Annotated in this window: 23 protein-coding genes, 2 tRNA genes and 1 pseudogene; 15 read left to right on the top strand and 11 right to left on the bottom strand. The window is 67.0% G+C overall.

Annotated elements, in window-relative coordinates; all coding sequences use genetic code 11:
• Positions 1-95: 95 nt before the first annotated feature.
• Together gap and tkt are read right to left on the bottom strand one after the other, a co-directional pair.
• Positions 96-1,103 (bottom strand): type I glyceraldehyde-3-phosphate dehydrogenase, encoded by a 1,008-nt coding sequence (gap, locus tag JOY29_RS13680; RefSeq protein ID WP_300974084.1) that lies wholly within the window; start codon positions 1,101-1,103, stop codon positions 96-98.
• Positions 1,104-1,225: 122 nt separating this feature from the next.
• The gene (gene tkt / locus JOY29_RS13675) at positions 1,226-3,289 is read right to left on the bottom strand and encodes a transketolase (protein ID WP_300974083.1); all 2,064 of its coding nucleotides are present in this window, start codon (positions 3,287-3,289) and stop codon (positions 1,226-1,228) included.
• 134 nt (positions 3,290-3,423) lie between these two features.
• Between tkt and JOY29_RS13670 the strand changes: the two genes are divergently transcribed.
• The 5 genes from JOY29_RS13670 to JOY29_RS13650 all read left to right on the top strand — a co-directional run bounded on the left by JOY29_RS13670 (position 3,424) and on the right by JOY29_RS13650 (position 6,100).
• Positions 3,424-3,600 carry a hypothetical protein gene (locus JOY29_RS13670; protein WP_300974082.1) on the top strand — a complete coding sequence of 59 codons (177 nt, stop codon included), beginning with the start codon at positions 3,424-3,426 and terminating at the stop codon, positions 3,598-3,600.
• 4 nt (positions 3,601-3,604) lie between these two features.
• Positions 3,605-3,928: a cell division protein ZapA gene (locus JOY29_RS13665; RefSeq protein WP_300974081.1), complete on the top strand. Its 324-nt coding sequence runs from the start codon at positions 3,605-3,607 to the stop codon at positions 3,926-3,928.
• A 64-nt stretch (positions 3,929-3,992) separates the two neighbouring features.
• Positions 3,993-4,679 (top strand): 5-formyltetrahydrofolate cyclo-ligase, encoded by a 687-nt coding sequence (locus JOY29_RS13660; protein ID WP_367280021.1) that lies wholly within the window; start codon positions 3,993-3,995, stop codon positions 4,677-4,679.
• Positions 4,669-4,920, top strand: a complete 252-nt coding sequence (locus tag JOY29_RS13655; RefSeq protein ID WP_300974079.1) for a DUF2842 domain-containing protein — start codon at positions 4,669-4,671, stop codon at positions 4,918-4,920. Before JOY29_RS13660 ends, JOY29_RS13655 begins: the two co-directional genes overlap by 11 nt.
• 37 nt (positions 4,921-4,957) lie before the next feature.
• Complete coding sequence (locus JOY29_RS13650; RefSeq protein WP_300974078.1) at positions 4,958-6,100, top strand: cell wall hydrolase; 1,143 nt, start codon at positions 4,958-4,960, stop codon at positions 6,098-6,100.
• A gap of 55 nt (positions 6,101-6,155) precedes the next feature.
• Here the strand turns inward: JOY29_RS13650 and JOY29_RS13645 are convergent.
• The 4 genes from JOY29_RS13645 to JOY29_RS13630 form a co-directional block, all read right to left on the bottom strand.
• A tRNA-Asp gene (locus JOY29_RS13645) sits at positions 6,156-6,232 on the bottom strand.
• 129 nt (positions 6,233-6,361) lie between these two features.
• Positions 6,362-7,561 (bottom strand): AI-2E family transporter, encoded by a 1,200-nt coding sequence (locus JOY29_RS13640; protein WP_300974077.1) that lies wholly within the window; start codon positions 7,559-7,561, stop codon positions 6,362-6,364.
• 13 nt (positions 7,562-7,574) lie between these two features.
• Entirely contained in the window at positions 7,575-7,871 is a 297-nt protein-coding gene (locus JOY29_RS13635) for an Mpo1-like protein (RefSeq protein ID WP_367280020.1), read from the bottom strand.
• 68 nt (positions 7,872-7,939) lie between these two features.
• The gene (locus JOY29_RS13630; RefSeq protein WP_300974076.1) at positions 7,940-9,229 is read right to left on the bottom strand and encodes a cation:proton antiporter; all 1,290 of its coding nucleotides are present in this window, start codon (positions 9,227-9,229) and stop codon (positions 7,940-7,942) included.
• A 756-nt stretch (positions 9,230-9,985) separates the two neighbouring features.
• Here JOY29_RS13630 and JOY29_RS13625 point away from each other — a divergent pair.
• Positions 9,986-10,813 (top strand): hypothetical protein, encoded by an 828-nt coding sequence (locus JOY29_RS13625; protein WP_300974075.1) that lies wholly within the window; start codon positions 9,986-9,988, stop codon positions 10,811-10,813.
• Positions 10,814-11,102: 289 nt separating this feature from the next.
• On the opposite strand, the gene JOY29_RS13620 is transcribed toward JOY29_RS13625, so the two are convergent.
• From JOY29_RS13620 to JOY29_RS13610, 3 genes are all read right to left on the bottom strand, one after another.
• Positions 11,103-11,186: transfer RNA gene (locus JOY29_RS13620), tRNA-Leu, on the bottom strand.
• Positions 11,187-11,232: 46 nt separating this feature from the next.
• Positions 11,233-11,661: a DUF805 domain-containing protein gene (locus JOY29_RS13615; protein WP_300974074.1), complete on the bottom strand. Its 429-nt coding sequence runs from the start codon at positions 11,659-11,661 to the stop codon at positions 11,233-11,235.
• A gap of 51 nt (positions 11,662-11,712) precedes the next feature.
• Positions 11,713-13,221: a YifB family Mg chelatase-like AAA ATPase gene (locus JOY29_RS13610; protein WP_300974073.1), complete on the bottom strand. Its 1,509-nt coding sequence runs from the start codon at positions 13,219-13,221 to the stop codon at positions 11,713-11,715.
• Positions 13,222-13,383: 162 nt separating this feature from the next.
• Between JOY29_RS13610 and JOY29_RS13605 the strand changes: the two genes are divergently transcribed.
• The 8 genes and pseudogenes from JOY29_RS13605 (at position 13,384) to JOY29_RS13570 (ending at position 18,140) form a co-directional block, all read left to right on the top strand.
• Positions 13,384-13,812 (top strand): hypothetical protein, encoded by a 429-nt coding sequence (locus JOY29_RS13605; RefSeq protein ID WP_300974072.1) that lies wholly within the window; start codon positions 13,384-13,386, stop codon positions 13,810-13,812.
• Positions 13,813-13,905: 93 nt separating this feature from the next.
• The gene (rpmH, locus tag JOY29_RS13600; RefSeq protein WP_029942004.1) at positions 13,906-14,040 is read left to right on the top strand and encodes a 50S ribosomal protein L34; all 135 of its coding nucleotides are present in this window, start codon (positions 13,906-13,908) and stop codon (positions 14,038-14,040) included.
• Between the two features lie 11 nt (positions 14,041-14,051).
• A pseudogene (rnpA, locus tag JOY29_RS13595) lies at positions 14,052-14,363 on the top strand (ribonuclease P protein component); the annotation flags it as partial.
• Positions 14,360-14,608 (top strand): membrane protein insertion efficiency factor YidD, encoded by a 249-nt coding sequence (gene yidD / locus JOY29_RS13590; protein WP_300974071.1) that lies wholly within the window; start codon positions 14,360-14,362, stop codon positions 14,606-14,608. The pseudogene rnpA and the gene yidD, both read left to right, overlap by 4 nt.
• Positions 14,605-16,344, top strand: a complete 1,740-nt coding sequence (yidC, locus tag JOY29_RS13585; protein ID WP_300974070.1) for a membrane protein insertase YidC — start codon at positions 14,605-14,607, stop codon at positions 16,342-16,344. Before yidD ends, yidC begins: the two co-directional genes overlap by 4 nt.
• Positions 16,344-16,982, top strand: a complete 639-nt coding sequence (gene yihA, locus JOY29_RS13580) for a ribosome biogenesis GTP-binding protein YihA/YsxC (protein WP_300974069.1) — start codon at positions 16,344-16,346, stop codon at positions 16,980-16,982. The genes yidC and yihA overlap by 1 nt, the downstream gene beginning before the upstream one ends.
• Positions 16,983-17,089: 107 nt before the next feature.
• Positions 17,090-17,761, top strand: a complete 672-nt coding sequence (locus JOY29_RS13575) for a glutathione S-transferase family protein (protein ID WP_300974068.1) — start codon at positions 17,090-17,092, stop codon at positions 17,759-17,761.
• A gap of 22 nt (positions 17,762-17,783) precedes the next feature.
• Positions 17,784-18,140 carry a hypothetical protein gene (locus tag JOY29_RS13570; protein WP_300974067.1) on the top strand — a complete coding sequence of 119 codons (357 nt, stop codon included), beginning with the start codon at positions 17,784-17,786 and terminating at the stop codon, positions 18,138-18,140.
• On the opposite strand, the gene JOY29_RS13565 is transcribed toward JOY29_RS13570, so the two are convergent.
• Positions 18,137-18,574 (bottom strand): cupin domain-containing protein, encoded by a 438-nt coding sequence (locus JOY29_RS13565; RefSeq protein WP_300974066.1) that lies wholly within the window; start codon positions 18,572-18,574, stop codon positions 18,137-18,139. The genes JOY29_RS13570 and JOY29_RS13565 overlap by 4 nt on opposite strands.
• A 30-nt stretch (positions 18,575-18,604) precedes the next feature.
• Here JOY29_RS13565 and dapE point away from each other — a divergent pair, with 30 nt between their 5' ends.
• A complete protein-coding gene (gene dapE, locus JOY29_RS13560; RefSeq protein WP_300974065.1) occupies positions 18,605-19,738 on the top strand; it encodes a succinyl-diaminopimelate desuccinylase in 1,134 nt (377 codons plus the stop codon).
• 4 nt (positions 19,739-19,742) lie between these two features.
• Here the strand turns inward: dapE and JOY29_RS13555 are convergent, their stop codons facing one another.
• Positions 19,743-21,422, bottom strand: coding sequence for an EAL domain-containing protein (locus JOY29_RS13555; RefSeq protein WP_300974064.1), 1,680 nt, complete (start codon positions 21,420-21,422; stop codon positions 19,743-19,745).
• Positions 21,423-21,440 lie beyond the last annotated feature (18 nt).

The following is a 21,440-nucleotide window of genomic DNA, read 5'->3' as shown; positions in this document are numbered from 1 at the left end:
GTTAGTCCTGAGCGGAGCGCGAAGCGCGAAGTCGAAGGGCCCCGTCCAGCGCCCTTCGACTTCGCTCAGGGCGAACGAACCCTTTCGTGACCGGCCTAGCCCAGCTTGGCCATTGCGCAGGCGGTATCGACCATGCGGTTCGAAAAGCCCCACTCATTGTCGTACCAGCTGAGCACGCGGACCAGCTTGCCTTCCAGCACCGCCGTCTCGAGACTGTCGACGGTCGAGCTGGCCGGATTGTGGTTGAGGTCGATCGAGACGAGCGGCTCGTCCGTATAGGCGAGGATCCCCTTCAGCGGCTCGCTCTCCGAGGCTGCCTTGAGCACGCCGTTCACCTCGTCGAGGGTGGTGTCGCGCTTCGGCGTGAAGGTCAGGTCGACCATCGAGACGTTCGGCGTCGGCACGCGGATGGCCGAGCCGTCGAGCTTGCCCTTGAGCTCCGGAAGCACCTCGCCGACCGCGCGGGCGGCACCGGTGGTGGTCGGAATCATGCTCATGCCGGCGGCGCGGGCGCGGCGCATGTCGGAATGGATCTGGTCCAGGATCTTCTGGTCGTTGGTGTAGGCGTGGATGGTGGTCATCAGCCCGCGTTCGATGCCGATGGCATCGTTCAGCACCTTGGCGACAGGCGCCAGACAGTTGGTCGTGCAGCTGGCGTTGGAAACGACGCGATGCTCGGCCGTGAGCTTGTCGTGATTGACGCCGTAGACGACCGTGAGGTCCGCGCCCTTCGCCGGGGCGGAGATGAGCACGCGCCTTGCACCGGCGGCGATGTGCTTCTCGCCGCCTTCCTTGGAGGTGAAGAAGCCGGTGCACTCCAGCGCCAGCTCGACCCCATGCTCCTTGTGCGGGAGGTTGGCGGGGTCGCGCTCGGCGGTCACCGCGATGCGCTTGCCGTTGATGATGATCGCATCGCCCTCGGCCTTCACGTCGCCCGGGAAGCGACCATGGACGCTGTCGCGGCTGAACAGCCAGGCGTTGGACTTGGCATCGGCAAGGTCATTGATGGCGACCAGTTCGAGGCCGCAGTCGGGCCGCTCGAGGATGGCCCGCGCGACCAGACGGCCGATCCGTCCAAACCCGTTGATGGCGACTTTGGTCATTACTTCATTCTCCCAAACTCGTTCGGGCTGAGCGAAGTCGAAGCCCTGTTGCGGTGTGGCGCGAGCGCCCTTTGACTTCGCTCAGGGCGAACGAGCCCTTGTTCGAAGCCGCGAAGGAAAAACTAACTCGGGTGCGCCTCTGCCTCGGCAAGCGAGGCGGCGCCGGCCGCGGATGCGCCCTCATTGCCAGCCGAAGCGCTTGCGCCGCCGCCAAGTTCCTTGAGGCGCTCCAACACCTGCGGCACGATCTTGTCGGCGGTCAGGCCGAAATGGTCGTAGAGGTCCTTGGCGGGCGCGCTCGCGCCGAAGCCGTCGAGACCGAAGCGGAGGCCGCGGGCCATGGTCAGCCGCTCCCAGCCGAAGGTCGTGCCGGCCTCGATCGAGACGCGCAGGATCTTCTCCGGCGGGACGTCCGGCAGCACCTGCTCACGATAGCCATCGTCCTGCGCCTCGAAGCGACGCCAGTTGGGCAGGCTGACGACCCGTGCCGCGACGCCCTCCCCATTCAGCCGCTCGGCCGCCTCAAGGGCGATTTCCACTTCGGACCCGGTGGCGATGAGAATGACCTTCGGGTCTACCGCATCCCGCACGACATAGCCGCCGCGCGCGCTGAGATTGTCGGCGGATGCTTCAGCGCGGATCGGCTTCAGATTCTGGCGCGACAGGCACAGCACCGACGGTCCGTCCTGCTTCAGCGCCTCGGCCCAGCATTCCGCCGTCTCGACCGCGTCGGCCGGCCGCCATACCTCGAGGTTCGGCATCAGGCGCAGGCTCATGACATGTTCGACCGGCTGGTGGGTCGGGCCGTCCTCGCCGAGGCCGATGCTGTCGTGGGTCATGACATAGACGACCCGGGCATTCTGCAGCGCCGACAGGCGGATGGCCGCGCGGCAATAGTCGGAGAAGACGAGGAAGGTGCCGCCATAGGGAATGACGCCGCCATGCAGCGCCATGCCGTTCATCGCCGCGGCCATGCCGAATTCGCGGATGCCGTAGTAGACATAGCGTCCGGCATAATCCTCGGCCGTCAGCGGACCGGTCGACTTGGTCTTGGTGTTGTTGGAACCGGTGAGGTCGGCCGAACCGCCGATGGTTGCCGGCACCGCCGTATTGATCACCTCCAGCGCCATCTCCGACGCCTTGCGGGTGGCGACGGTCGGCGGGCTCTTCAATAGTTCGTCGAGGTAGGGCTGGAGCCAGCGGCCATCGACCTCGCCGGCCATGCGGCGACGGAATTCGTCGGCCTTGCCGCTCTTCGCCAGACGCTGTTCCCAAGCCGCGCGTTCGGCAGCGCCGCGACCGCCAGCCTTCAACCAGGCGTCGCGCACGTCGGCGGGAATGGTGAATTCCCGCGGCTCGAGCCCTAGTTCCTTGCGAGCGGCCTCGACCTCGGCCTTGCCGAGGGCCGCGCCGTGGGTCGCGGATGTGCCCTGCTTGTTGGGTGCGCCATAGCCGATCACCGTCCTGCAGCGGATCAGGGTCGGGCGCGGGTCGGCATTGGCCTTCTCCAGCGCCTGCGCGACCTTGCCGGCGTCGAGGCCGTCACATTCGATCGTCTGCCATCCGCTCGCCGCATGGCGGGCCATGACGTCTTCGGAGCGGCTAAGGTCGGTCGAGCCGTCGATGGTGATCTTGTTGTCGTCCCACAGGACGATCAGCCGGCCGAGCTTGAGATGGCCGGCAAGACCGACCGCCTCGTGGTTGATGCCTTCCATAAGGCAGCCGTCGCCCGCAATCACATAGGTGCGGTGATCAACGAGGTCGTCACCGTAGACAGCATTGAGGTGGCGCTCGGCGATTGCCATGCCGACGGCGGTGGCAAGGCCCTGGCCCAGAGGACCGGTGGTGGTCTCGATGCCCGCCAGCTCGAAGTTCTCGGGGTGGCCGGCGCAGGGGCTGTGCAGCTGACGGAAGCGCTTGATGTCCTCCATCGTCGGCCGTTCGTAGCCGGTCAGATGGAGCAGCGCGTAGATGAGCATCGATCCGTGACCGGCCGACAGCACGAAGCGGTCGCGGTCCGGCCACCTGGGATCCGCCGGATCGTACTTCATCACTCGGGTGAACAGGGCGGTCGCCGCGTCGGCCATGCCCATCGGCATGCCGGGATGGCCCGAATTTGCGGCCTCGACCGCGTCCATGGCCAAGGCCCGGATGGCATTGGCGAGACGGCGCTGGGTCGGCTGCATCGAAGCTCCGCTTGTTCGTGACGGCCCGGCCAGAGTCGGCGGTGCCGATAGTGCGGCCCCTTTGGGCGGTGAGCCGTTGAGCGTCAACACCCGCGCCGCTTGGCACGGCCCCGCACAAGGCATAGGTCAGGGACATGACACAGGAAGCACTGGAAGCGGCGCTGACCCGCGCCGAGCGGGCGCTTGCCCGGGTGGAGCGCGTATCCGAACAGCTCGGCCGCCGCAGCGGCGAAGGCGAGGAACGGCTGCGCGCCAAGGTGCGAGACGCCATCGCCGAGCTCGACTCGATCATCCGCAAGGTGGAGGCCTGATTCCATGGCGGAAGTCGACATCACCATCGCCGGACGCCACTATCGCGTGGCCTGCCGCGACGGCGAGGAGGATAACCTCCGCCATGCCGCACAGCTGGTCGACGGCAAGAGCCGCGAGGCCCTGGCCGGATTGGGTGCACTGTCGGAGGGCCGGACCCTGCTGTTCGCCTCGCTCCTGCTGGCCGACCAGCTGATCGAGAAGAATGGCGTCATGCCGCCGCCCCCGCCGCTTCCGCCCGACCCGCAGGTCGTGCGCCGGGTGGACGCGCTGGCCGAGCGCCTCGAAAGGCTCGCCGCTCACCTTGAGAAAGAGGTCGCAAGCGCCTAAGTTGGAAGACGACGGGTACTGCCTGGCACGAGCTTCGCGAAATCCCTGAGGCTATTCCCGATCCATGGGGGCTGTCCCTGGTCAGGCCCTGGCCTGGCACACACGGTTCCCACCTGATGCTAGAGGCGTCAGAGGATTACAGAGCAACGACCTCATGGTGGTCCCGTCACCCTCCCCTACCCCCTCTGCCAAGGCCGTGCTTCGTGCCGAGATGAGGCAGAGGCGGCGCGAGTATGCGGCGAGCCTTGATCCCGAGACCCGCGCCGCGCTCGAGGCGGAGGTCGCCCGGCTGCTCGAGCCGCTGCTGTTCGGAGCCCAGGTCATCGCCGGTTATCAGCCGATGAAGGAGGAGCTGAGCCCGCTTCCCGCGCTCGCCCTCGCCCGGACGCTCGGCAAGATCGTCGCCCTGCCCGCCTTCGCCGCCCGCGACTCGCGCATGACCTTCCGCGAGGGTGAGGGGAGCGAGGCCGGGCCGTGGGGTCTCCTCCAGCCGCCCTTGTCGTCGCCGCCGGTCGAGCCTGACCTCGTGCTTGTCCCGCTCGTCGCCTGCGACCGCCGGGGCAATCGCATCGGCATGGGCCAGGGCCATTACGACCGGGCGCTCGATGGTCTACGGGCCAAGGCTCGGCTGGTCGGGATCGGCTGGCACTTTCAGTTGCTCGACCGCGCTCTGGAGCCCGATCCATGGGACCAGAAGCTCGATGCGTTCGTTAGCCCCGCCGGCCTTCAGGAGTTCAATCATGGTGCCTGACGATCCGACCTTCGAAGAAGAGCCCCGCCCGCGGCCGACCGCGGCGGTGTTCATGATCCTCGGAATCATCATCGTCTGGGCCGCGCTTATCGCCTCCGTCTCCGACACCGTGACGCGCTGGCCAGCGTTGGTTCAGCTCATTTTCTACATCGTCGCAGGCATCGTCTGGATCCTGCCGCTGAAGCCGATCCTGCGCTGGAGCGAAACCGGGCGGTGGCGGAGCGATCCCCCGCAACCTTGAATTTTGGGACTGTATTAGCTACATCGAACACCCGCTCATGACCGCAATGACCCTCCCCCCGGCCCGGCCCACCGCGGTCCGACAGGCGCTCGACCTGGTCCGTTCGCACCCGCGTGAGACGGCCGGCGGCGGGCTGCTGCTCGCAGCCGTGATCGCGTCGATCGCGGCGGTCGCCAACCCCAGCGGCGCGGTTCCGGTGCGACCCGAAGCAGTCGCGGCGCCGGTCCGCTCGGTCCAGGCGATGACGCCCTTCGCGGTGCGCCAGGTGTCGGCTGACGAGGCGCTCAAGCTCAACGCCGCCGTGCCGCTCGCCGGCGGTCCCAATCCGCCTGCCCTGCCGTTCGTGATGAAGGCGGAAAGCGCGACCTACAAGCGCGCGCTCCAGTGCCTGTCCGAAGCCATCTACTACGAAGCCGCCCGCGAATCCGAGGAAGGACAGCGCGCGGTCGCACAGGTGGTGCTCAACCGCATGCGCCACCCGGCCTATCCGGCGACCGTCTGCGGCGTCGTCTACCAGGGCGCGGAGCGGACGACGGGTTGCCAGTTCAGCTTCACCTGCGACGGCTCCCTCGCTCGCGCGCCGATGCGCGGCTATTGGGACCGCGCTCGCCGCGTCGCCGACGAGGCGCTGAAGGGCCATGTCGCCGCGCCGGTCGGCAATGCCACCCATTACCATGCCAATTACGTGCTGCCCTATTGGGCGCCGACGCTGGTCAAGAATGCGGTGATCGGCGCGCATATCTTCTACCGCTGGCCGGGTGGCTGGGGGCAGCCGGCGGCGTTCAACCAGAAATGGGCGAAGCGCGAGGGCGATCCCGCAGCGCTGCGCAGCGCCGCGCTGGCCGCCGAGGCACGCTATGCCGCCGCCGAGCCTGAGGAGACGACCCCTGCGGTGGTGCTTCAGGCGCGTCAGGAGCTGCCTCCGGAGCTCGCCAGGCTGGTCGAGGCGGAGCTCGGTGCCAAGGGCGAAAGCCGCATCGCCGTTCGCCTTGACGGAAAGCGCCGTGACGAGCCGAAGGCGGAAAGCCGCGAGCTCCTCGCCGCCGCATCGAGCAGCCTCAAATGGGGTCTCACCGGCACGACGCCCGACGCCGTCGACCAGGCGCCCCTCGGCCGCAAGACGCCGACCGAATCGGCGGCGGCGACACCTCCGGCAGCAGCAGGCGGCGCGGCGCAGTAAGCGCACCCGCCGCCGCGGCCGAGCCGCAACGCGATTGTCCATCGATGAAAGAAAATGGCGCGAGTGACGGGGCTCGAACCCGCGACCTCCGGCGTGACAGGCCGGCGCTCTAACCAACTGAGCTACACCCGCGAACGGTGTGGGCGGCCAACTAGGGGAGAGGCGGGGGAGCGTCAACCGCCTTTCTTGGGCTGAGCCTCACTCTTCTCCATCGGAAGGCGGAGCCCTGTGCTTCTTCTGCGGCCGCACGATGGCCGAGAACTACTGGACCACCGGTTGTATGGGGGGCTCGGCCTCATCTTCCTCATCCTCCTCGCCCGCGTGGGTCAGCGTGCCCTGTTCGAACAGAAAACCGGCGATATCGGGGGTGCCGGCGGCGGCGAAGACCGTCTTGAGGATGATCAGCAGGGGGATGGCGAGGAGGGCGCCGGTCGTTCCCCACACCCAGGCCCAGAAGCTCAGTGAGATGAGGATCAGCAACGGGTTGATACGAACCCGCATGCCCACGACCAAAGGTGTGATCGCATTGGCCTCGACCATGTGCAGGCCGATGAAGATCAGGGGCGGCAGCAGCGCCGTCCAGACATCGGGGAAGCTGATCAGCCCGCCCAGCGCCAGCAGCAGCGCCGCCGCGATCGGACCAAGATAGGGAATGTAGTTCAGCACCGCGACAATGCCGCCCCACATCAGCGGCGAGTCCATCCCCAGCCACCACAGGATCAGCGCCATGCCGGTGCCCAGCAGGACGTTGATGAGGGTGATGGTGCCGAGATAGGTGGAAGTGGCGGCGACCACCTGCTGGATCACGCGGGCAGTGGTGAGCGCTCCCTCGAAGCTGCCGCGGCTGGTGATCGTCTGCTTGCGCATGGCGGTCCAGCCGGACAGGAAGAAGAAGATCACCAGCAGCGCGAAGAAGAGCTGGATCAGCGCATGCGGCGCGGAGCTGGTGAGAAGGTCGAAAAGGCTGTTCGGAGTCTCCAGCTGGACCGTCCGCGCGCCGCCCTCCGCCGCAGTCGGGAGCTGGTTCAGGATGCGGTCGACGAACCGCTCCAGGTTGTTGACCAGGGCGAGCACCGGTTCGAGCGCCTCCCGCACCCGCCCGATGCGCTCCGGCAGGAGCGCGACCCAGTCGATGGCCGGAATGACGATCGACAGCAGGGCGAAGGCCATGACGCAAAGGAAGATGATGACACAGGACAGCGCCGACAGCGCCGAGGGCAGCCCGCGCCGCTCGAACCATTCGAGCAGGGGCACCAAAGCGATGGCGATCACCAGCGCGGCGGTGACCGGAAGGAAAAATTCGGCGCCGGCGCGAAGGGCGAAGGGAAGAGCGAAAATGAGGCCGATGCCGGCGATCAGCGTCAGCGAGGCAAGCAGCCGGTCCCGCTTGATGGTGATATGTTCGGCAATGACCGCCGCTTCGTCCTCGGTGTGGTCGTGGTTTGAAGCGGGTGCGTCCATGGCCACACTCTAGTCAGGCACGCGTCGCTCCGCCAGCACCCACGCCCGCCGCCTGGAGGTGGGGACCAAGCCGTCCGGTCGCGCACAGCAGGAACATGCGGATGTCGCTCCGGAGGCTCCACCAGGGATAGGTGAAGGTGGCGGGCCGGTTCTTCTCGACGAAGAGGTGCGCGGACCAGGCGAAGCCGTAGCCCGCGAGCGGCATGGCGATCAGCCACCACCAGTTGCCCGTCACCGCAAGCGCCGATGCGGCGGCGATGACGAGCGCCGTCCCTAGATTATGGAGCCCGCGCGTGCCGGGGGCTGGCATGCTCGCGCAGGTAGCCAGGCCAGAAATCCTCGAAGCTCTTGCAGGTTCGCTCGGCCATGGAAGGCAGCCTAACCGCCCATTTCGGCCTTCTCGACCCGACCAAGGCCGGTTTGGAGATCGTCCTCGTCGGCGCCGTCCGTCACCTTCTCGACTGCAAGCCCGGCGGTGAGGCCATGAACAACCGTCGACACGATGATGGTGCAGGCGACGATCGCCCACAACTCATATTCGTTGGCGAGGTCGACGTGGCGCCCGGCATAAGCGAGGTAGTAGATGGAGCCGATCCCTCGCACTCCATAGAAGGCGACCACCGCCCGCTGCCGGCCCTTGAAGCGGGTGCCCGCCAGCGACAGCCACGCCGACGCCGGACGGATCACCAGGATCAGGGCGGCGGCGACTGCCAGTGCGGCCAAGGTGAAGTGCGGCCAAAGCACCGGCAGCGCGGCTCCGAGCGCGACCAGTAGCATGGCAGTCAATGCATGCTCCAGCGATTCGGAGAAGTCGTGAAGGCGCTTGTGATATTCATGCCCGCTTTCACTGCGACGAAGGGTCAGACCGGCGACGAAGGCCGCGATGAAACCATAGCCTTCGATCAATTCGGTTCCGCCATAAGCGAGCAGCACCCCGGCGAAGGCAATGACCCCGCTTTCGGTTTTGGCGAGGGCGTTTCCGCGCGGCCATTCGAACAGCAGTTTGCCAAGCAGCCACCCGGTCGCGGTTCCAGAGATGACCCCGATGATGATCCGGTAGATGACGTCCCGCGCAAGCCACTCGCCGGCAAGTTCGAGGCTCAGCCCGCCCGCCGTCGCCACCAGGATGCCGAGATGGACGAACGGGAAGGCAAGCCCGTCGTTGAGCCCCGCCTCGGTGGTGAGGGTGTAGCGAACCGGGTGCTCGCCGCCCTCGCTTGGTGGCCCCACCTGCACGTCCCCTGCCAGCACCGGGTCGGTGGGCGCCAGGATTGCGCCGAGCAGCAGGGCGCCCGCAAGCGTCAGTCCCGCCACGGCCCAGCCGAACAGGGCCAGCGCACCGATGCAGAGCGGCATGGCAATGCCGAGCAGTCGGGCGGTCGGCATCCACTGCTCGCGCTTGACCAGACGGTCGATCCGCAGCCCGGTCCCGAACAGTCCGATGATGACGCAGAACTCCGCCGCCATCTCCCAATATTTCGGATGCTCGACGGGATCGAGCGAGACGGAGATTTCGGGGAAGAAGAGGAAGGTCGTGAAGCCGAGCAGGATCAGCAGCGCCGACGCCGCCGGCTCCCTCCCCGACACGAAGCGCGGCAGCCAATAGGCAACGAGGACCGCAAGCCCGAGACCGGCCATCGAAATATGGAAATTGTCGAATTCGAACATGCCAGCGCTAATGCGCGACAGGCGATTACGGGTGCGAAGAGCGCCTGGCCCTGGAGAGACCTGGAAATCTGATGCCCTGGTGGGGCGTCTTGATCGAAGACATGCACTTCCAAGGCGATATGCTGACCCGGATCGCTCCATTGCTTAAAGGGGATGGAACGCGAACGTCTGCAACTGACGTGCAATCACTGTCCCAGCACTTCACGAACCCTCCCCGGGCCACTCGCTGGGAACTGAGTTGCGAAGCGATTGCCTACGTGGGCTGAGCCATGCGGCAACGACCGCTCTCCAGCGCCAATCGGAGGTGGTTGCCAACTACATTGGCTTTGTTAATCTGCATGTGCTTCGCAGATTAATGCGCAAGCGATGTAGAAGGGGGTAAAATCCATGGACAAAGTTTCGAGAATCCTCGCTGTGCCGGCCATCCTGGCGCTCGCGCTCACGAGTACAGCCGCTATCGCCGGAACTCCCATCGAGGGCGTTGGTGGTTCGCGAGCGGCGGCGATGGCTCACGCGAACGAGCAGGCCCGCTACGAATCGCAGCGCCGGCACGGGCAGGGCAACTGCTACACGCCGGCTCTCGTGAGCAGCTGCAGGGAGAATAGCGGAGAGTGGATTTGCGTTGCCTACGTTGCCAACCACCGGGGTAGCTGTCGCGGCTGATCACCACTGAATACGGGGATGGCATGCCTGATGCCATCCCCGTCCATGGTTCTTGGCGATTGCTCATTGGGGGGCTGGCGTATGAAGCGAATAATGTGGACCCTGGCCCTGCTTGGCGTGCAGCCAGCGCAGGCGCAGGAAGTGGTGCTCAAGTGCACCGGCATCAGCGACATGAAGATCTACAATCCTCACGGGAGAGGTGGCGTGATTGGCGGGCCATCGCCCAAGAACTTCACGCTGCGGACCGACGGAAAGACTTTGACCCACCAGACGGGAAACGACGCACCCCACACCGCCCGAAATCTGCAGATCACCCCACAGGGACTGTCCTTCTGCTGGATCGCAGCGTCCCATGAGTGCGAAGTGGACCGCCCTGTCTATCAAGACGACGGCTTCGCGCGGACCTCGCGATCGTCATTCACCACCGTATCCGCCGGTGGCACATACCATTTCGAATTCATGATCATGACCACCAATGCCCGCATGAAGACCGGAGTTACGGTGCAGGAAAATGGCCGCTGTGACGAGGAAGGCATGGCGGCCTTGCGAAAGTTGATGAACCCAGAGCCGGAGAAACCTTCGAAAAGGACTCAGGAGGTCGGCGTTGCACCGTCAAGGCCGGCCACAAGCCAAGCTTCGGCGATAGAATCTCGCGCCAGCCTCCGGGCGGAACGTGATGCGAAGTACGAAGCTGAACTTGCTGAGTACAAGCGGCTTGCTCGTGAACGTGAAGAGGCCATCAGGGCGGCCGAGCAGCAGAAGATTGCCAATCAGAAGGCTGCGGAGGCTGCAGGGCAGCGAGCCGCAGAAGCTCAGAGGCGCTACGAAGCGGAGGCCGCCAGACACAAGGAAGAGGTCGAGCGCGCACGCCGCGAACGGGAGCGTTGGCAGCAGCAGATCTCTGCCAGACCCAACGGTTGAGCTAACTCGCACTCTTTCGAGGATTGCCGGCTTTCCCGGCGATTTCCCTGCGTCTCAGAAGAAACCGCGGCTGTGACGCGACGGACGAGGGTCAGGCAGACTCGCAACCGATCACGAGTCTTTCCCATCGGAGGAGCGCGGACGGTCGCCACGTACAAAGTCGAAGGAATCAGAATCCTGCGTATCTGGCGATTGGGACCGCTGCCGGCATTCGATGTCCGCAACGAGACGAAAGCAGATTTCTGACAGATGGACGTCCGTTCGGGCCGCCCTCTCTTCTCTTGCGCCTTGGTGCCCCCGGTCCGACTCGAACGGACACGTCTCTCGACAACCGATTTTGAGTCGGTCGCGTCTACCATTCCGCCACGGGGGCTTCCGGGATCCTCCTAGGGGAAGGCCCCGGAAGCGGCAAGCGGCGCCTAGCGGGCGAAGGAGAAGGCGGTCGGGCTCGCGCCCCACTTGTTGGGAACGCGACTGCCTTCCTTGACGAGGTGGCGCAGCAGAGCAGCGAAGAAGATGAGCGCAGTGCCGATCACGCCAAGCGTCACCATCTTCGAAAGGAAGCCCGGGAAGACCGCAAGGAGGCCGGCGGCGAACATCAGCGCGAAGGGGATGATCAGCTCCTTGCCGGAGCAGCCGACGTCGTGCAGCCGGCGGACGGCGACCGACAGCTGCGGCACGAACAGGACCAGCGCCACGATCCCGCTGATCCGGATGCCGAACGTGCCCGCCACCAGGTTCAGCAGGATGACAAAGAAGAAGAAAATCCAGAATTCAGAGCGCGACGCGCGGCTCTTGAAGTCCGCGAAGTGCCGAAAGCTGTAAGCGACGGACTCGAACGCTCCCATGACTGGTCTCCCCTGATGACGACCGAAGATGTCACAGCGTCGCGTTAACTTCTAGTTACGCGGAGCGACCCGGCGATAGCTGAGCGCCTCCGCAATATGGATGCGTCCGACCTGCTCAATCCCGGCAAGGTCGGCGATGGTGCGGGCGACACGGAGCACACGGTGATAACCGCGGGCGCTGAGGCGCATGGCGGCGGCCGCATCGGCGAGGAGACGGCGGCCGGGCTCGTCGGGCGTGGCAACGGCATCGAGCAGCTCACCGTCGACCTCGGCATTGGTGCGCGGGCCGGCCGGGCCGTAACGGGCGCTCTGTACCCCCCTCGCCCGCGCCACCCGCTCCGCCACGGCGGCGGTCCCTTCGGCGGGCGGCGGCAGCGAGAGGTCGGCGGCGCTGACCCCCGCCACCTCGACATGGAGGTCGATGCGGTCGAGCAAGGGACCGGACACGCGCGCCTGATAGTCGCCGGCGCAGCGCGGGGCGCGAGAACAGGCGAGTGAAGCATCGCCGAGATGGCCGCAGCGGCAGGGGTTCATCGCGGCGATCAGCTGCACGCGGGCGGGAAAGGTCAGGTGCCCGTTGGCGCGGGCGACGCTGACCGTTCCGGTCTCGAGCGGCTGGCGCAGGCTGTCGAGCACGGCACGCTGGAATTCGGGCAGCTCGTCGAGGAAGAGGACTCCGAGATGGGCAAGGCTGATCTCGCCCGGCCGGACCTTGAGGCCGCCGCCGACGAGGGCTGGCATGGAGGCGCTGTGATGCGGCGCGCGGAACGGCCGGCGGCGCTTCATCTGCCCACCGACCATCTCGCCCGCGACGGAGGCGACCATCGACACTTCGAGCGCCTCGGCCGGCGACAATGGCGGGAGGATCCCGGGAAGGCAGGAAGCGAGCAGCGACTTGCCGGCGCCCGGCGGCCCGCTCATCAGCAGGTTGTGCCCGCCCGCGGCGGCGATCTCCAGCGCGCGCTTGGCGACTTCCTGTCCCTTGACCTGAACGAGGTCGGGACCGCCGACCGCCGGCTCCGCCACGCCGGGCGGCGGCGGCGGCAGCAGGGTCGTCCCCCGCAGGTGAGCGAGCAGGGCGAGGAGGTCGGGGGCGGCGAGCACCTCCACCTCCCCAGCCCAGGCCGCTTCGGCTCCTTGCGCCGCCGGGCAGATCAGCCCCTTCTCCTCGCCAGCCGCATGCAGCGCGGCGAGCAGCACGCCGGGCGAGGCGGTGATGCGTCCGTCGAGACAGAGCTCGCCGACGGCGACATAGTGGGACAGCATATCGGCATCGACCGCGCCGACCGCGGCGAGCAGGCCGAGTGCGATCGGCAGGTCGAAATGGCTGCCTTCCTTGGGCAGGTCGGCCGGTGACAGGTTGACGGTGATGACCTTGGGCGGGAGCGCGAGGCCAATGGCGGTCAGCGCGGCCCGCACCCGCTCGCGACTTTCGGCCACCGCCTTGTCGGGCAGACCGACGATGACGAAGCGCGGGATGCCGGTCGACAGCTGGACCTGCACCTCGACGGCGCGGGCCTCGAGACCGAGATAGGCGACGGTGGACACGATCGCGACCATCAGGCGCGACCTCCGGGCACCGGCAATGAACGAAGCAAACAGCCCCCTAGCTCGGCGAACAGGAGGCTACGCTGGTAGCGGGAGTTGAGCAACCCACTGGAGGACAAGGGGCCGGCCCCGCCCCCTTTTCCCTGCCGTCCTATCTCCCTACATCACCTTGCAATGACCCTGCTCGAGCGCCTCGCCGCGATCCGCAACACGCGCATGGTCCAGAGCATGCTGTTCGTCCTCGGCATGATCTTGCTGTTCGTCGCAGCCCCGCTCGCCAGTCCCCTGCCCGGCCCCGGCGGGCTGCTGCTGGCCGCCGCCGGGCTGACGCTGGTCCTCCGCACCAGCCTGTGGGCAAAGCGCCGCTACGTCCATTTCAAGCGCTGGCAGCCCCGCGCCGGGACCTGGTTCGACTGGGGCCTCCGACGCGGCAGTGCCAAGCGCCGCGAGGCCTTGCGCAAGGAGCGAGAGCGGGCCGAGGCGCCGCCGCTGTCGGAGGTCCCGCGGATCGACGATCCCCTCCCCAAGGCCGGGCTCGAACTGTCGCCGGTCGACCCCACCCCTGCCGAAGTCGCACCTGCCGAGCCGGCGCCCCGCCATTGACTCCGGACGCCGCCTTCAGTAACGGCGCGCCAAGCAATGCGGCTGCCCTCGTCGGGGCGGCCCTTTTTGTTCCCAAACCTAAGGCAATGAGCGATGAAGCGCACTTTCCAGCCCAGCAACCTCGTCCGCAAGCGGCGTCACGGCTTCCGTTCGCGCTCGGCGACGGTGGGCGGACGCAAGGTGCTGGCGGCCCGCCGGGCGCGCGGCCGCAAGAAGCTGAGCGCCTAGTCACCTTAAGCAAGCGCGCGGATTTTCTCGCGGCCAATAGCGGCCGGCGCGCAGCCATGCCCGGTTTCGTCCTGCTGGTCCGCCATCGCGGCGACGGCTCGGCCACAAAGCGCGTCGGCTATACCGTCAGCAAGAAGGTCGGCAACGCCGTTGTCCGCAACCGGATGAAGCGGCGCCTGCGCGCGCTTGCTGCCGAGCTGCTGCCCGCCGAAGGCGTCGCCGGCGCCGACCATGTGATCATCGGCCGCCAGAGCGGGATCGAGCGCGACTTCGCCAAGCTTCGCGCCGAGCTCGCCAAGGCGCTGCGAAAGGTGGCGACATGATCGCCCGCCTGCTCATCCTGCTTGCGCGCGGCTGGCAGATCGGGCCGAGCGCCATCCTGCCGCCTTCCTGCCGCTTTCAGCCGAGCTGCTCGGCCTATGCAATCACGGCCTGGCGCCGCTATGGGGCGCTTCGCGGAAGCTGGCTCGCATGCAAGCGGATCGGCCGCTGCCATCCCTGGGGGGGCCAGGGCTACGATCCGGTACCGGAACCGACGGGTCAGTCACGAGGACATGAACTGAAGTGAACAACGACACGCGCAACATGATCCTCGCCATTGCGCTGAGCGCCCTGGTGCTGCTCGGCTGGGGGTTCCTGTCGGAGCGGTTCATGCCGACGCCCAAGCCGGCGGCGACCGCGCAGAAGAGCGGCATGCCGGCCGCGCCCGGCACCGCGCCGGCGGCCGCCACCGCAGCACCCACCTCTGCCGCACCGACCATGACCCGCGCCCAAGCACTTCGCGGCGTTCCGCGGGTCAAGGTCACGACGCCCAGCCTCGACGGCTCGATCAGCCTCAAGGGTGCGACCTTCGACGACCTGCGGATGGTCCGTCACACCGACCGTGTCGGCAACAATGCCCAGCCGGCCCGGCTGCTCAGTCCGGCCGGCGCGCCGGGCGCCTATTTTGCCCGCTTCGGCTGGACCGGCCAGGGCGTCGCCGTGCCCGATGCCAACAGCGTCTGGACCACCAGCGCGCCGACCCTCGTCCCGGGCAAGCCGATCACCCTCAGCTGGACCAATCCCACCGGCCAGCGCTTCGAACTGATCGTCGCGGTCGACGACGGCTATCTGTTCACCGTCAAGCAGCGGGTCGTGAACCAGGGTGGCGGCCCGGTCGCGGTCCGTCCGTTCGGCCTGCTCAGCCGCGCCAACAGCGGACCCGATGCCAATTTCGACGGCTGGACCCACCATGTCGGCCCAATGGGCGTGTTCGACGGGGCGGCCGAATATGGCGTCAACTACGATACGCTCGACGAGGAGCAGGGCGGCAAGCGCTTCACCGGCAACAATGGCTGGCTCGGCTTCACCGACAAATATTGGCTGACCGCACTCGCGCCGGCCGGCGACGCGCCGCTCGGCGCCAGCTTCCGCCGCGGGCAGGGCACCAGCTACCAGGCCGATTACGCCCTCGAGCCGAAGATCCTCGCGCCCGGTCAGGCAAGCGAGAACACCACCCGCCTGTTCGCCGGCGCCAAGGAAAAGAAGTGGCTCGACGCGTACGAGGCCGACGGCACCCTGCCGGTCATCTCGGACTCGATCGACTGGGGCTATTTCGAATGGTTCATGCGGCCGATCTTCTCGCTGCTGATCTGGCTGTTCAACACCATCGGCAACTTCGGCTGGGCGATCATCGCGCTGACCTTCATCGTCCGCCTGCTGATGTATCCGATCTTCGACCGCCAGTTCCGGTCGATGGCGGCGATGCGGGCGATGCAGCCGAAGATGAAGGAGATCCAGGAGCGTCACAAGGACGACCGGACCAAGATGCAGACGGAGCTGCTCGAGCTGTACAAGCGCGAGAAGATCAATCCGGCCGCGGGCTGCCTTCCGATCTTCCTCCAGATCCCGGTCTTCTACGCGCTCTATAAGGTGCTGACAGTGACCGTCGAAATGCGCCACCAGCCGTGGGAGCTGTGGATCAAGGACCTGTCGGCGCCCGATCCGCTGACCCCGATCAACCTGTTCGGCCTGCTGAACTTCGATCCGCCCGGCCTCCTGCACCTCGGCGTCCTGCCGATCCTGCTCGGCGTGACCATGTGGCTGCAGTTCCGGCTCAACCCGGCGCCCATGGACGATATCCAGAAGCAGATCTTCTCGATCATGCCGTGGGTGCTGATGTTCGCCATGGCGCCGTTCGCGGCCGGCCTGCAGCTTTACTGGGTGGTGTCCAATATCCTCGGCATCGCGCAGCAGAAGTATCTCTATTCCAAGTATGACGCGGAGAAGATCGCAGCCCGGGCCGGGCTGGCGGCCAAGACCTGATGGACTATGAGGACGACATCGAGGAGCGGGCGCGCAAGCTGTTCGCGGGTCCCGTCGAATTCCTGAAGTCGGCACCGGGACTCGAATTTCTGCCCGACGGGCGGGCGCCGGAAATCGCCTTCGCCGGCCGTTCCAACGTCGGCAAGTCGTCACTGCTCAACGCCATCACCGGCCGCAACAAGCTGGCACGGACGTCGAACACGCCGGGCCGGACGCAGGAGCTCAACTTCTTCGACGTCGGCGACCCGTTGACGCTGCGGCTGGTCGACATGCCAGGCTATGGCTTCGCCGAGGCGCCCAAGGACATGGTCAAGCGCTGGCGCTTCCTGGTGAACGACTATCTGCGCGGGCGCGCCGTGCTGAAGCGGGCGATCGTCCTGATCGACAGCCGCCATGGCGTGAAGCCGGTCGACCGTGAGATCATGGAGATGCTCGATTCCGCAGCGGTCGGCTACCGGCTGGTGCTGACCAAGGCCGACAAGATCAAGGCGAGCGAGCTTGCCGCGGTCCGCGCCGCGACCGAGGCGGAAGCGCGCAAGCACCCCGCCGCCTTCCCTGAGCTGATCGCCACGTCGAGCGAGAAGGGCATGGGAATTGCCGAGGTTCGTGCGGCCGTGCTTGGTGACGCGCTTTCCTGACTGCCCGTCACCCCGGGCTTGACCCGGGGTCCCGCTTCTTCTTCTGCAATTCCAAGACAAGAAGCGGGCCCCGGATCGAGTCCGGGGTGACGCAAGGCGGAGACCGCATGCTCAAGATCATCATCGGCAACAAGGCCTATTCCTCCTGGTCGATGCGCGGCTGGCTGGCGCTGAAGGCATCGGGCCTCGACTTCGAGGAACTGGTCGTCCCGCTCTACAACAATGACTGGGACGAGCGGCGCGAAGGCGACGAGTTCGCCCCCTCGTCGGGCAAGGTCCCCCTGCTTTGGCATGACGACGTCGTGGTGTGGGACAGCCTCGCCATCATCGAATATTGCGCCGATCTCACCGAGACGACGAAATTCTGGCCGGAGGAAGTCGGCGCGCGGGCGATGGCGCGGTCGATGGCCGCCGAGATGCACTCGGGCTTCGCTGCCCTGCGCCGCGAATGCCCTATGAACGTCCGCCGTAGCGGTCCCCTGCCCCGGCTGTCGGACGAGACCGTCGCCGACATCAACCGAATCCTCGTCCTGTGGGCGCAGGCCCGCGCGCGTCACGGCGGCAGCGGTCCGTTCCTGTTCGGCGCCTGGACCGCGGCGGACATGATGTATGCGCCGGTCGTCACCCGCTTTCTCACCTATTCCATCCCCGTCCCGCCGTTCGCCCGGCAATATATGTCGGACGTGCTGCGCCATCCCCACGTCGCCGAATGGATCGAGGCCGCGCAGGACGAGCCGTGGGTGATCGAGCAATATGAAGGGGCGCAGGGAACCGCCTGAACCTCCCGTTCGTCGGGGTGGCATGCGTCAAATTTCCCTTTACGCCGCGATGCTTGCACTCGGCGCCTGTGCGTCCAGCCCGAAGGAACGGATTGCCGACACGCTCACGGGTTATGGGCTCGACCGGGGGCGCGCCGAATGCATGGGGGGCCATCTCCAGCGCGATCTCAACACCGCCCAGCTGCTCGAGCTGGCCCGGGCCGCACGCGCCTACCGGGACAGCGATCCCAACCCCGCCCGCTTGGGGGTCGACGATCTGATGCGGGTCAGCGGCGAGATCCGCGATCCGCAGATCCCGCTCACCATCGCGCGTGCCGGCGGCCGCTGCGGACTCGTCCCGACCGGCTTCACCGCCCTCGTCGGAGCGCTCGCCAGCTAGGCCTTGCGCACGAACTTCATGGTCCGGCCGTCGAGGTGCATGTCGATGTCCGGATAATGGCAATCGCTCGCCGCCGGACGCCCAATGGCGACGAAGCGGCAGGGCACATCGCCTTCGTTGATGAGGTGATGGCCGTTCGCCACGCCCTTCGGGAAGGCGGCAATGTCGCCGGGGCGGAGCAAGGTGCGGCCGTCCTCCTCGACCAGCACTGCTTCCCCTTCAAGCATGACGACCAGTTCGTCCTCCTCCGCATGCCAGTGGCGCTGGCTCGACCAGGCGCCGGGCTCCAGCGTCACCTGGCTCGCACCGAAGTCGCTGATCCCGGACGCCGGGGCGAGGCGGCGGTACCAGCGCCCCCGCACCGCTGCCGCATGGGGCTCGGGGTAGCCGGTGGCGTTGGTCTGCTCGATCGTCTCAAGGTCGAGTTTCGGCATTCCGCTTCCCCATGCTAGCGCCTGCTTCCCATGACCACCATCGACCCCATCGACCTTGCTGCCAAGCTGATTTCCGTGCCGTCGGTCACGCCCGCGAGTGGCGAGGTATTCGACGTGCTCGACGAGGCGCTGTCCGCCCTCGGCTTCACCGTCCATCGCTTCACCCTCGGCGAGGCGCCGGACGGCCCGACCGAGAATATGGTCGCGATCCGGGAGCGGGGTCCCGGCCTCCACGTCGGCTTTGCCGGTCACCTCGACGTGGTGCCGGCCGGCGAGGGCTGGACCGGCGATGCCTTCACCGCGCGCATCGAGGACGGGCGGCTGGTCGGCCGCGGCGCCAACGACATGAAGAGCGCCATCGCCGCCGCAGCCGCCGCCGCCTCGCGGATCGATCAACAGTCGGGCACCCTCTCCTTCCTCATCACCGGCGACGAGGAAGGCTACGCTACCTACGGCACGCCGCGGATCATCGACTGGCTGGACGAGCGCGGCATCCGCCCCGACATGATCCTGATCGGCGAACCGACCAGCGAGACGCGGCTCGGCGACACGGTCAAGATCGGGCGGCGCGGATCGGTCAATTTCTGGATCAAGGTGAAGGGCGTGCAGGGCCATGTCGCCTATCCGCACAAGGCCGACAATCCGGTGCCGCGCCTCGCCCGCATCGTCGCCGCCCTGTCGGACATCCACCTCGACGACGGCACCGAGGCCTTTCCGCCGTCCAACCTGGAGTTCGTCGCGTTGGGAACGCCGACCGCCGCCAGCAACCTCATCCCGGGCGAGGCGAGCGCGCAGGGAAATATCCGCTTCAACAATCTCCACACGGGCGACGAACTGATCCGGCTGCTGACCGACACCGCGCGGGCGATCGACCCTGGCTGCGAGATCAGGACGCGCATCTCTGGCGAGGCCTTCCTCACCCCACCCGGCAGGCTCTACGATCTGGTGACCGACGCCATTCGCGCCGAGTGCGGGATCGAGCCGGAGCTGTCGACGGGCGGCGGCACGTCGGACGGGCGATTCCTCATCAAGCTCTGCCCGGTAGTCGACTTCGGCCTGCCCAATGCGACCATGCACAAGGTTGGGGAAAGCGCTTCGCTGGCCGACATCGAGGCCCTGACGCGGGTCTACCGGCGGGTGTTCGAGGGTGGGCTGACGGCCTGACGCTTCAGGCCGCGCTTCGATCACTCGCACCGGCGTGCGAGGTCCAGGCGAGGAATTCGGTCTCCATCATCGGCTCGGCGAAGACGAAGCCCTGGATCGTCTCGCAGCCCATGGCGCGAAGGATATCGGCCTGGGCGACGGTCTCGACCGCCTCTGCTACCAATTCGCAGTCGACCGCCCGCACCAGCTGGATGACCGACTGGACGACGTTTCGTGCCTGCTCGCTGTCGACGATGTCGTGGATCAGCGATGGATCGAGCTTGACCCGGTCGATGGGCAGCTGGCGAAGCCGGGCGATGTTGGAATAGCCGGTGCCGAAGTCGTCGATGGCGATGGTCGCGCCCTCTCGGCGAAGTTCGGCGATCTCGGCCAGGACACCGGCTGAACATTCCATCGCCGCCGTCTCGGTGAACTCCAGTTCGACTCGGTCGAGCGAAATGCCGGCATCGCCGAAGATTTGGCGAAGGCGGGGGAAGAAGTCCTGCCGCTCAAGCTGGCGCGGCGAGACGTTGAAGGCGATTCGCCCCATTCCGGTACGGGTCTCGTCCCAGCTGGCGATCATCGCCGCCACTTCGGCCATGACCCAGTCGCCGATGTCGTTGATGGTGCCGGTCTGCTCGGCGATGTCGATGAAGTCGCCCGGCGCGACGATGCCGCGGGTCGGGTGGTTCCAGCGCAGCAGCGCCTCGCACCCGGTCACCGCGCCCGTCACCAGGCTGAGCTGCGGCTGCAGCGCCAGCAGGAATTCATCACGCTGCACGGCGTCGACCAGTGCCTTTTCCGTTTCGAGCCGGTGCCGATGCTCGTCGGCCAGCGTATCGTTGAACAGGCAGTGCTGGTGGCCGCCGAGCGCCTTGGCGCGATACATGGCGACGTCGGCCGCGCGCATCAGCTCCTCGACGCTGCGGCCATGCGTCGGTCCCATGGCGACGCCGACCGATGCGCCGATGTCCACGCTGTGCCCCTGCAGTTCGAACGGCTCGCCCAGGGCCAGCACGACCCGGCGGGCGAGGCGCTCGGCCTCGCCGCTGCCGGCAGCGTCGGGGAAGAAGAGCGTGAATTCGTCGCCGGCGAGCCTCGCCAGCAGGGGCCGCGTCGCGCCGTTGGCGGCCTCACCGTTGATCAGCACCCGCAGGCGGTTGGCGACCATCACCAGCAGCTGGTCGCCGCGGGCATGACCAAGGCTGTCGTTGACCGCCTTGAACCGGTCGAGGTCGAGGAACAGCATGACGGTCTGCCTGGTGCCCGATTCGGCGAGCAGCCGCTCGGCCTCGGCGCGGAAGTTCAGCCGGTTGGGCAGGCTCGTGACTGGATCGTACATGCCGAGCGCATGGGCATTGTCGATCGAGCTGCGCACCTCGGCGAACAGGCTGTCCACGGCCGAGGCGACCTTGGGCATCGCGCGGCGGACGAGCTCGGGCGCCGGCGAGGTGAGGTCGCCCTCCTCCACCGCCAGCAGCCGGTCGCGAAGCGCGGCAAGTGCCCGCGCGCCCTCGCTGTTGGGGCGTTCGGCGGCGACGTAGCAGATGATCAGGCAGAAGGCCCCGGCGATGACCGCCGCCGCGACCTGCTCGGGCAGGTGCTTGATGGTAAGGAAGGCGTAAAGCGAGAAGACGAAGGACGCGACGCCGGCCAGCCCCGACAGGAGCATGTTGCTGAACTTCTGTGCGCTGCCCACCTTCATGACCCGAGCTTGGTTAAG

It is taken from the genome of Sphingomonas sp. LHG3406-1 (genome assembly GCF_029637485.1).
GTDB lineage: Bacteria > Pseudomonadota > Alphaproteobacteria > Sphingomonadales > Sphingomonadaceae > Sphingomicrobium.
The sequence above is the reverse complement of the archived record's forward strand: the minus strand, read 5'-3'. Positions and strand labels throughout refer to the sequence as shown.